Genomic DNA, 9365 nt, shown 5'->3' on the forward strand with positions numbered 1-9365 from the left:
CATGGAAGCGGCATCCCATCATCTCACCCGGGTCATCAGTCACGGCATGAATGCCGACACGGTGATCTCGGACTGGCCAGCGCTGACCTCCGCCGAGGTGGCACGCGTGCTGCAGCACTACCCGCAGGCGGGCAAGCCGCTGCGGCTGGAATGGCATAGCCCGCGGCCGTTCTCGGCCGCCTGCGTGATGCATACCGACGCCGGCGAGATCTTCGTCAAGCGCCATCACGTACGCGTGCGCGACGTGGCGGCACTGGCCGAAGAACACCGTTTCGTGGCGCACCTGCATGCCAACGGATTGCCGGTCAGCACCGCCTTGCAGACCACCGAGGGCGCCACTGCATTGAGCGACGAGCACTGGACCTATGAAGTGTTCTGGCTGGCGCCCGGGGTCGACCTGTACCGCGACGCATTGTCGTGGACGCCCTTCTCCAGCACCGCCCATGCGCATTCGGCGGGCCGCATGCTGGCACGCCTGCACCAGGCAGCCCGCGGCTACGATGCGCCCGCTCGCACTGCGCGTCCGCTCATTTCCAGCTTCACCATCTTTTCGCAGCACGACCCGGTACGGCCGCTGCAGCACTATATCGAGCAGCGTCCCGCGATTGCCGACTACCTGCAGGAGCGCCCCTGGCGCGGCGAGGTGGCGCAACACCTGCTGCCGTTTCATGCGCGCCTGAAGCCCTACCTGGATGAGATGACGCCGCTATGGACGCATAACGACTGGCATGCGTCGAACCTGTTATGGAGCGACTCCAGCGCCACCGCGCGGGCGCAGACGGTGCTCGATTTCGGCCTGTGCGACCGCACCAGCGCGCTGCACGACGTCGCCACGGCGATCGAACGCAACATCGTCGAATGGCTGGCGATACCGCACCGCCCGGATCAGCTGGTGCACCTGGACCTGCTCGACGCCCTGCTCGACGGATACGATACCCTGCTGCCGCTGGGCGCGCGCCAGGTACGCACGCTGGCGGCGTTGCTGCCGCTGGTACACGCCGAATTCGCACTGGCCGAGCTGGACTACTTCCATGGGGTGACGCAGTCGCCGCAGAACGCGGCACTGGCCTACGATACCTATTTCCTGGGACACGCGGCCTGGTTCAATGGCCACGAGGGCCAGCGCCTGCTGGCGCACCTGGAAGCGCGCGCGCTGCGGCTGGACCAGACCGCAGTGGCACAGCCGCTCTAAGCCCGGCAAGGGCGGCACGGGCTGCGGCGGCACGCGCCACCGCAAAAAACGCCGGCGCCGGACTCAGGCAAAGTCCTTGATCACCTGCGGCTCGATCAACACCATGTTCTCGTTGGCGCCCAGCCAGACCTGCCCGTCCTGGATCGTGCACTGCAGTTGCATGCTGCGCTGGGCCAGCGCCGCCAGGGCCTGGCTGGCGTCGGCATCGATATTGACGACCTTGAGGTTCTTGGCGCGCTCGACACGGCTGCCGGTCTGGTTCCACCAGATGCCGGAGACGCTGCTATAGCTATAGACGATGACCTTGTCCGAACGTCCGCAGGCCTTGAGGATGGCACGGTCGTCGGGCTGGCCGACCTCGATCCACAGATCGATCGCGCCGGTCAGGTCCTTCTGCCACAGGTCCGGCTCATCGGTATCCGACAATCCCTTGCCGAAACCCAGGGTTTCGCCGGCGTTGAGCGCAAAGGCCAGCACCCGGATCATCATGCGTTCATCGGTTTCGGATGGATGCCGGGCGATCGTCAGCGGATGCGACTGGTAATAGTGCCGGTCCATGTCGGAAATCTGGAGTTCGGCTTTGTAGATGGTGGATTTGAGCGCCATGAAGGAATCTGTCGGTATGCGGTGCGCCAGGCTGGCGCAGCCAAAGGTTGGCAAGCATAGCCGATCCGGGAGCTCCCGGCCATGGCCCGCATGCGACAATATCGCATGCTAAATCACGCCGACACCCGCAGCGACGACCAGATCGTGGCACTCACCCACGCCTGGCTGGAACAGGCTGTCATCGGACTGAACCTGTGCCCGTTCGCCAAGGCCGTCCACGTCAAGCAGCAGATCCGCTACCGGGTCACCCGCGCCACCGACTGGAACACCCTCGGCGAGCATCTCGACGAAGAGTTGGCACTGTTGGCACAAAGCGACGCCGCTAACATCGACACCACCTTACTGATCGTGCCACTCGCATTGGCGCAATTCGACGAATACAACGATTTTCTTGAATGGGCCGACCGCATCCTCGAAAGAGCCGGTCTCGAAGGCGTTTTGCAAATCGCTAGTTTTCATCCGATGTATCAATTTGCCGACACCGAACCCGACGATATCGAGAATTTCAGCAACCGCTCGCCTTTTCCCGTGCTTCATCTGTTGCGAGAAAGCAGCATCGACCGCGCGGTAGCGGCCTACCCCGAGGCCAGTGCCATCTTCGAGAGGAATATGGCGACCCTGCGGCAGTTGGGGCTATCTGGCTGGAATATGCTGCCATTTGTCGTGACAAACGAACAACCCTAGCAAATCTCGAAAAAATCCTGTTAATATCTGTTACAAATTCGAGATGGGTTTCTGCAACTATTGTGGAATAGTTTTTTCTGACCACATGAATAATGTGCAATTATTTCTACATAGACATAGAATTGCTGCGTGACTATTAGAATTTAACTTCACAGGTCAGAGAACCCGATACCACTTTTTGAAGTCGTTCTTTGATAGGACTAGTCGATATCTTGTAGAAAACGGACCCTGAAAGCCGCAGTCTCGGATAGAGTTAGTCGCGTTTTGCAGTTTTACCAACAATTAATGCTTAGGCCTCGAGCCTTGACAAACATCTGCATAATGGAACGTCCCGATCATGACTACAACTACAGATACTGCTGAAACCAATTCGTTTGTCGACAACGTCAATTACGACCCCAACCATCTGTTGGACGCGTTGATCGAGAAGTTGCATCTGAAGAACGATGCCGCACTCTCGCGCGCCCTCGAGGTCGCCCCTCCGGTCATCAGCAAGATCCGCCATCGCCGCTTGCCGGTGGGCGCCTCGCTGCTCATCCGCATGCATGAGGTCAGTGGACTGTCGATTCGTGAATTGCGTGAGCTCATGGGTGACCGTCGCGAGAAGTTCCGCATCAGCGACAAGCAGTTCAAGCCCAAGCCGGGTCAACCGGCCGTAGCGCCCACCAGCGGTAGCCCAGAATGAACAACGGAGCCTGAAGGCTCCGTTTGCTTGTCGTTTTCCGATATCAGGCCGTGCCGGCAGCAATGCAGGCACGGCTTGTTCGTTTATGCCGGGAACACGCCGGTCGAGAGATAACGGTCGCCCCGGTCGCAGACGATGAAGACGATGGTGGCGTTCTCCACCTGGTGGGCCAGGCGCACTGCCACCTCGCAGGCGCCGGCGGCGGAAATGCCGCAGAACAGGCCTTCGGTCACGGCCAGCTTGCGGGCCATGTTCTCGGCATCGGCCTGGCTCACCGATTCGGTCAAATCGACCCGCGAGCGGTCGAAGATCTTGGGCAGGTAGGCCTCGGGCCATTTGCGGATGCCGGGAATGGATGAGCCATCTTCAGGCTGGGCGCCGACGATCTGCACTGCCGGGTTCTGCTGCTTGAGGTACTGGGCCACGCCCATGATGGTGCCGGTGGTCCCCATGGCGCTGACGAAGTGGGTCACGCTGCCCTTGGTGTCGCGCCAGATCTCGGGGCCGGTGGTCTCGTAATGCGCCAGCGGATTATCCGGGTTGGCGAACTGGTCCAGGATCAGCCCCTGCCCTTCCTTCTGCATCTGCTCGGCCAGGTCACGCGCATATTCCATGCCGCCACTCTTGGGTGTGAGGACGATCCTGGCGCCATAGGCGGCCATGCTCTGGCGACGCTCCTCGGACAGGTTCTCCGGCATCAGCAGCACCATCTTGTAACCGCGCATCGCCGCCACCATCGCCAGCGCAATGCCGGTATTGCCGCTGGTGGCTTCGATGAGGGTATCGCCGGGCTTGATCTGGCCGCGCGCCTCGGCGCGGGTGATCATCGAGTAGGCCGCGCGGTCCTTGACCGATCCGGCCGGGTTATTGCCTTCCAGCTTGCCCAGGATGATGTTGTTGCGGCGCTTGGCTTCTTCACCGCCGATACGCGGCAGCTGGATCAGCGGGGTATTGCCGATGGTCGATTCGATAGTCGGATAAGACATTTGGCCTGGGTTCCCTTGCGCGATGCTGTACAGATCGCTCGATGGTCGAAACAGGCATTTTAATATGACTCAATAGCATGTGCTGGCAGCCAAACCCAACAAGATGCTTATAAGGATATAGCCAATTCATTTAAACGAATTGACCTACACTAGACCACAGCAGCCGCGGCTGCCGATGGCGAGGCACTCCCGACGACCACGCCACTGAGGAGACCAGCATGCAAACCCATGACGTCAGCAACCAGGTCGCGCCCCTGGAGAACATCAACCTCTACACTACCGACCTGGCCTTGCAGGAAGGCGTGCGTAACCACGGCGCCGCCTGGCATGCCGCCATGCTGCAGGCGCAGGGTGCGGAGCTGGCCAGCAGCGAGGTGCAGCAACTGGCCGAGCTGGCCAATCGTCATCGGCCCGAGCTGCACAGCCACGACCGCAGCGGGCACCGGATCGACACCGTGCAATTCCATTCGGCCTGGCACGCGCTGCTGGAGCTGCTGCGACGCCCCGCGCTGCACGCGTTGCCCTGGATGCAGCCTGGCACCGGCGCCCACGTCGCCCGCGCGGCCGGCTATTACCTGCACGGCCAGGTCGAAGCGGGCTCGTTGTGCCCGACCACCATGACCTTCGCCGCCATTCCGGTGCTGCGCCAGGAACCGGAACTGTTCGCCCAATTGCAGGGCCGGCTGTTCTCGCGCGAGCACGATAGCCGCGACCTGCCGTTGCACCACAAGCGCTCGGCGCTGATCGGCATGGGCATGACCGAGAAACAGGGCGGCTCGGATGTGCGCAGCAATACCAGTACCGCGGTGGCGGTGGCGGCCCCCGGGCGGGGTGCGGCGTACCTGCTGTCGGGACACAAATGGTTCTTCTCGGCGCCGATGTGCGACGCCCACCTGATGCTGGCGCGCAGCGAACAGGGACTGTCCTGCTTCTTCGTGCCGCGCTGGTTGCCCGACGGCGGCAAGAACCCGATTCACATCCAGCGCCTCAAGGACAAGCTGGGCAACTGCTCCAACGCCAGTGCCGAGGTCGAGTTCGACGAAGCCTGGGCGTTGATGGTGGGCGAGGAAGGACGCGGCATCGCCACCATCATCGAGATGGCCAACCATACCCGGCTCGATTGCGTCATCGGCAGCGCCGCGCTGATGCGCCAGGCGCTGGTGCAGGCGATCCACCATGCGCGCCATCGCAGCGCGTTCGGCCGTCACCTGGCAGAACATGGCTTGATGCGCAACGTATTGGCCGACCTGGCGCTGGAGAGCGAAGCCGCCACCCAGCTGATGCTGCGCCTGGCGCATGCCTTCGATGCGCCGGACGATCCGCTGGAGCGCGCCTGGAAGCGCATCGTCACACCGGCGGCCAAGTTCTGGATCTGCAAGCGCGCGCTGCAATTCACCGGCGAATGCATGGAAGTCTGGGGTGGCAACGGCTACGTCGAGACCGGCCCCATGGCACGCCTGTATCGCGAGGCGCCGGTCAATTCGATCTGGGAAGGTTCGGGCAATGTGATGTGCCTGGATGTGCTGCGCGCCATCGAGCGCGAGGCGCAGGGGTTCATCCTGCTGTTGCAGCAGCTGCAGCAGGCCGCCGCCGGCCACCCGCTGCTCGATGCCCGGTTGAGCGCATTGAAGCGCTTGCTGGCGATGCCCGCCACCGAGCGCGAATCCTTGGCGCGACGCCTGGTGCAGGAACTGGTACTGGCCTTGCAGGGCATGCTGATGTTGCAGCACGCGCCTGCCGCCAGCAGCGATGCCTTCCTGGCCAGTCGCGACCAGGCCGGTGACGGGCGGGTCTACGGCACGCTGGGCGATACCGATGCCGTGCGGCTGGATGCCATCCTGCAACGTGCCTGGCCGGGCTAGCTCAACCGGTACCGTTGCGCAGCAGTTCGAACAGGTCGCTGTCCCCCATCTGGCCCCCTTTGAGCATCAACTCCACCCCATCGAGCTGCGGCAGGTCGGCATGCGCGCGACACAGCGCCACGCCGGCCGACAGGTTGCCGAGATAGGACAGCCCCCAGATATCGAGCGCCTTCAATGCATGGCTGGAGGTATCGCCTCCCGCCACCCCTACGCGCGTCAACGGCACCGCCTGCAACAGCCGGCGCAACAGTTCGCCGCAGGCATGCGCCAGCTGCTGCGATGCGGAACCGGTGGATAACAATTGGCGTTGGCCCTGATGCGCCGCCGTGCAGGCCAGCATGTCGCGGCCCTGGCGCAGCCCATCGGCAATGCGGGCGACAGTGGCCTCCAGGTAGGAGGCGTCGCGGTCGATGAGACGCTGGGCGTCGAGCAGGATCTTGTCATAGGACCGCGCCGCACCGATCTGCAGCGCCGTGATCGGCGACAGGCTTCCGGCCAGCACCAGTACCGGCCCCCTTGCCGGCGCAATGCGCGCCGCGTCGCCGGGGCGAGGGGCGTCCAGCCAGCCGCATGCCTGCCATCCGGCCGCCAGCGCCTGCACCACGCTGCTGGCGCCGATGGCAAGCAAGCGCTGCTGCTGCGCACGGCGCCAGACCAGCCCACCGATGACGGCGAGGTCGGCCTGGCTGCTGACATCGAACAGCACCGCATCGGGACGCGCTTGCCCCAGGGCGTCGACCTGGCCCTCGAGCGCGGCCGGGTCGAGATACTGCGGGTAATGCACCGCCTTGACCGCCAGGCCCTGGTGGGCCAGATGCTGGCGCAGGTCGGATTCGTTCATCGGCGTGACCGGATGGCAACGCATGGTCGGGTGACGGTCGATGCGCACCACCTCGCCACCGGCCTTCTCGGCCGCGAACAGATGGCTGAACAGGCAGAAGCGACGCAGGTTGGGCTGGCCACCCAGCATCGGCACGAACGGATTGGCGATGGTCTCGCGCCAGATGCGCAGGGCGGCGCCGATATTGCCGATATGGGGGGCGCTGTCGAAAGTCGAACAGATCTTGTAATGCGTCACCGGCACGTCCAGGCTGGCAAAGAAGCGCGCCACCGGCATCAGTTCGGCATGCATCTGGGCGGCGTCCATCGAGCGCGCCGCGCCGGCAATGCCGACGCAATCGAGCGGCCCGGCAGCCTGCCGTTGGGCCGCATCCGGCACCCGCAGGAACAGCAGGCTGCGCAGCCCGGCCAGCGTGGCAGTGGCCAGGGTGTCGGTGGCGCCGGTGAAGTCGTCGCCGTAGAAGGCCAGCTTCGGGCGGCCGTCGAGAAATGACGTGCTCACGTCATCTCACTTGAGCTTGTTGCCATAGAAGGCGATGGCGCGTTGCAGCTCCGGCGCTTGCTTGGCATAGTCTTCCAGGGCGATGCCGGCGCGCGCCGCATCCCATGCCTGGCGCAGGCTGGCCACGCCGGCAGCGGCGCCGTCGGGGTGCGCCAGGATACCACCGCCCGACAGGAAGATCACATCGCTGCTGTTGATGGCGTCGAAGGTGGGACGTACCGTGCCGGCCCACTGGCCGTTGGAGAACACCGGCATCACGGCGTCGTCATCGGCCATGGGGGTCAACACCGCGCGGGCCGCGTCGACCACCTCATCGTTGAACTCGGAGAATTTGCCATTCAAGCCGTGCACATGCAGATGGTCGACACCGGCCAGGCGCCACATGGCCTGGTAGGCGGCAAACGACATGCCCAGCAGTGGCTCGCGCGACATCATGCCGAAGCCATTGCGATGGCCGTGCAGCGCCAGCGAGGTGCTGCGCCGCAGGCTCTGCACCGCAGAGAAACCGCACCAGTTCAGTCCCACCATCACGCAACTGCCGCCTTCCTTTTCCACCAGTTCGGCGTGACGGCGCATGGCGTCGAGTTCGTCGGTGATGTTGAAGGCCACCATGACGCGTCGCCCGCTCTTGTCCTGGTAGGCGCGCACGCGCTGCATCACCGCCTGCACCCGCTGCTTCAAGGGCGCATGGCTGGGGTTGGCGCAGACTTCGTCATCCTTGATGAAGTCGACGCCCGCCTCGCACAGTCGTGCCACCAGGCCTGCGGTCTCATCGGCCGACAGGCCCACGTTGGGCTTGATGATGGTGCCCAGCAGCGGTGCCTGCGGCACGCCGGTCAACTTGCGGGTGCCGGCGATGGCCTGGCGCGGCAGGTCGAACTGGCGCCGGTAGGACGCTGGCAACTTCAGCTCCAGCAGCCGCAGGCCGGTCACCTCGCCCAGGTCGAACAGGTTGCCGGCGACCGTCGCGGCCAGCGTCGGCAGGTTCGGCCCGACGTTTTCCACCGGGAACGAAATGCGGATGCGCGCCCGCCGATACGGCCCGCCGATGTTCTGGCGCTGCTGCCAGGCGTTGAGCAGGCTGGGTGCATCGACCTGGCCGATCTGCTCGATGCCCAGCACCACCGCGCGGGCGCGTTCGCGCAACTGGTCGGTCTCGCCCTCGACCCGCACGAAGGTGCCGCACGACTGCTCGCCGGCCATCACCTCGGCCACGTGGGCCGGGTCCAGCGGGGTTTCGATCAGGTAATCGGCAATGAAGCGGCTGCCGTCGGCCGGCAATTCTGCGGGCCCCATGATCACAGCTTGCTCAGGTCAGGAAAGGCGCGCACCGGATCCGTGCCATCCCAGTTCTCGGCCGATTCGCGGATGATGCGAAACACCTTGCCCTTGGGGCCGGCCACCTCGGACAACTCGATCACGGTGCCCGGATGGTATTCGGTCTCGAAGTAGACGAAACGGCCGCGCTCGCCTACCTCGCCGCTCATGCCGACCTTCCAGCCGCGGTCCAGCAGCAATTGCAGGTCGCGCTCGAAATGCTCGGTCCAGTAGGCCACGTGTTGCAGGCCGCTGCGGCTGTTGGCGATGAAGTCGCGATACATCGATGGCGTCTCGCCGCGCGCCTGGATCAGTTCCACCTGCACATTGCCGGAGTTGGCCAGCGCCACCGAGTTATGCGGCTCATAGGCGTGCCCCTTGTAACGATAGTTCTTCAGCGGCACGCGCTCCATGTAATAGAACGGGCCCACGCCAAGGACCTCGGTCCAGTATTTCATCGCGGCTTCGATGTCCTCGACCACGTAGCCCAGTTGCTTGATCTCTCCGAGAAAGCGGCTCATTGCTGTTCCTTTAGGTTGTTCAGTTCAGGTATCGTTGACGGCTCACAGAAAGCCGATGGAAATCCAGGGGACGAAGGCCACCACCAGCAGCGCCGCCACCAGTGCCGCCAGATAGCTCCAGACGCGGTTGAAGACGCGGTCGGGCGACACCTTGCCGATGGCGCAGGCGG

9 protein-coding genes are annotated in these 9365 nt (G+C 64.0%); 4 read left to right on the forward strand and 5 right to left on the reverse strand.

Annotated elements, in window-relative coordinates; all coding sequences use genetic code 11:
- The first annotated feature begins 1 nt into the window (after nt 1).
- On the forward strand, nt 2-1192 hold the full coding sequence (locus PMI40_RS11100; protein ID WP_008115232.1) for a phosphotransferase enzyme family protein: 1191 nt from the start codon (nt 2-4) through the stop codon (nt 1190-1192).
- Between the two features lie 63 nt (nt 1193-1255).
- Here the strand turns inward: PMI40_RS11100 and PMI40_RS11105 are convergent, their stop codons facing one another.
- Entirely contained in the window at nt 1256-1798 is a 543-nt protein-coding gene (locus PMI40_RS11105) for a YaeQ family protein (RefSeq protein WP_008115235.1), read from the reverse strand.
- Between the two features lie 81 nt (nt 1799-1879).
- Between PMI40_RS11105 and PMI40_RS11110 the strand changes: the two genes are divergently transcribed.
- Nucleotides 1880-2482 carry a DUF1415 domain-containing protein gene (locus PMI40_RS11110; protein ID WP_008115236.1) on the forward strand — a complete coding sequence of 201 codons (603 nt, stop codon included), beginning with the start codon at nt 1880-1882 and terminating at the stop codon, nt 2480-2482.
- A 337-nt stretch (nt 2483-2819) separates the two neighbouring features.
- Nucleotides 2820-3167 carry a hypothetical protein gene (locus PMI40_RS11115; protein ID WP_008115239.1) on the forward strand — a complete coding sequence of 116 codons (348 nt, stop codon included), beginning with the start codon at nt 2820-2822 and terminating at the stop codon, nt 3165-3167.
- A gap of 83 nt (nt 3168-3250) precedes the next feature.
- On the opposite strand, the gene cysM is transcribed toward PMI40_RS11115, so the two are convergent.
- Nucleotides 3251-4153, reverse strand: coding sequence for a cysteine synthase CysM (cysM, locus tag PMI40_RS11120; RefSeq protein ID WP_008115241.1), 903 nt, complete (start codon nt 4151-4153; stop codon nt 3251-3253).
- A gap of 218 nt (nt 4154-4371) precedes the next feature.
- On the opposite strand from cysM, the gene PMI40_RS11125 reads away from it, so the two are divergent.
- Complete coding sequence (locus tag PMI40_RS11125; RefSeq protein ID WP_008115243.1) at nt 4372-6015, forward strand: isovaleryl-CoA dehydrogenase; 1644 nt, start codon at nt 4372-4374, stop codon at nt 6013-6015.
- A 1-nt stretch (nt 6016) separates the two neighbouring features.
- Here PMI40_RS11125 and PMI40_RS11130 read toward each other — a convergent pair whose 3' ends face one another.
- The 3 genes from PMI40_RS11130 to PMI40_RS11140 are packed head-to-tail and all read right to left on the reverse strand — an operon-like array spanning nt 6017 to nt 9195.
- A complete protein-coding gene (locus PMI40_RS11130; protein ID WP_008115245.1) occupies nt 6017-7357 on the reverse strand; it encodes a four-carbon acid sugar kinase family protein in 1341 nt (446 codons plus the stop codon).
- A gap of 6 nt (nt 7358-7363) precedes the next feature.
- A complete protein-coding gene (locus PMI40_RS11135; RefSeq protein WP_008115247.1) occupies nt 7364-8653 on the reverse strand; it encodes a ribulose-bisphosphate carboxylase large subunit family protein in 1290 nt (429 codons plus the stop codon).
- Between the two features lie 2 nt (nt 8654-8655).
- Nucleotides 8656-9195, reverse strand: a complete 540-nt coding sequence (locus PMI40_RS11140) for a VOC family protein (protein ID WP_008115248.1) — start codon at nt 9193-9195, stop codon at nt 8656-8658.
- Nucleotides 9196-9365 lie beyond the last annotated feature (170 nt).

The sequence above is a fragment of the Herbaspirillum sp. YR522 genome (assembly GCF_000282575.1).
Lineage (GTDB): Bacteria > Pseudomonadota > Gammaproteobacteria > Burkholderiales > Burkholderiaceae_D > Herbaspirillum.

What these genes read in the sequence shown, in the direction of transcription:
- cysM (WP_008115241.1), bottom strand. Translation starts at nt 4,153, where the DNA reads ATGTCTTATCCGACTATCGAATCGACCATCGGCAATACCCCGCTGATC.
- PMI40_RS11115 (WP_008115239.1), top strand. Translation starts at nt 2,820, where the DNA reads ATGACTACAACTACAGATACTGCTGAAACCAATTCGTTTGTCGACAAC.
- PMI40_RS11100 (WP_008115232.1), top strand. Translation starts at nt 2, where the DNA reads ATGGAAGCGGCATCCCATCATCTCACCCGGGTCATCAGTCACGGCATG.
- PMI40_RS11105 (WP_008115235.1), bottom strand. Translation starts at nt 1,798, where the DNA reads ATGGCGCTCAAATCCACCATCTACAAAGCCGAACTCCAGATTTCCGAC.
- PMI40_RS11110 (WP_008115236.1), top strand. Translation starts at nt 1,880, where the DNA reads ATGGCCCGCATGCGACAATATCGCATGCTAAATCACGCCGACACCCGC.
- PMI40_RS11125 (WP_008115243.1), top strand. Translation starts at nt 4,372, where the DNA reads ATGCAAACCCATGACGTCAGCAACCAGGTCGCGCCCCTGGAGAACATC.
- PMI40_RS11135 (WP_008115247.1), bottom strand. Translation starts at nt 8,653, where the DNA reads ATGGGGCCCGCAGAATTGCCGGCCGACGGCAGCCGCTTCATTGCCGAT.
- PMI40_RS11140 (WP_008115248.1), bottom strand. Translation starts at nt 9,195, where the DNA reads ATGAGCCGCTTTCTCGGAGAGATCAAGCAACTGGGCTACGTGGTCGAG.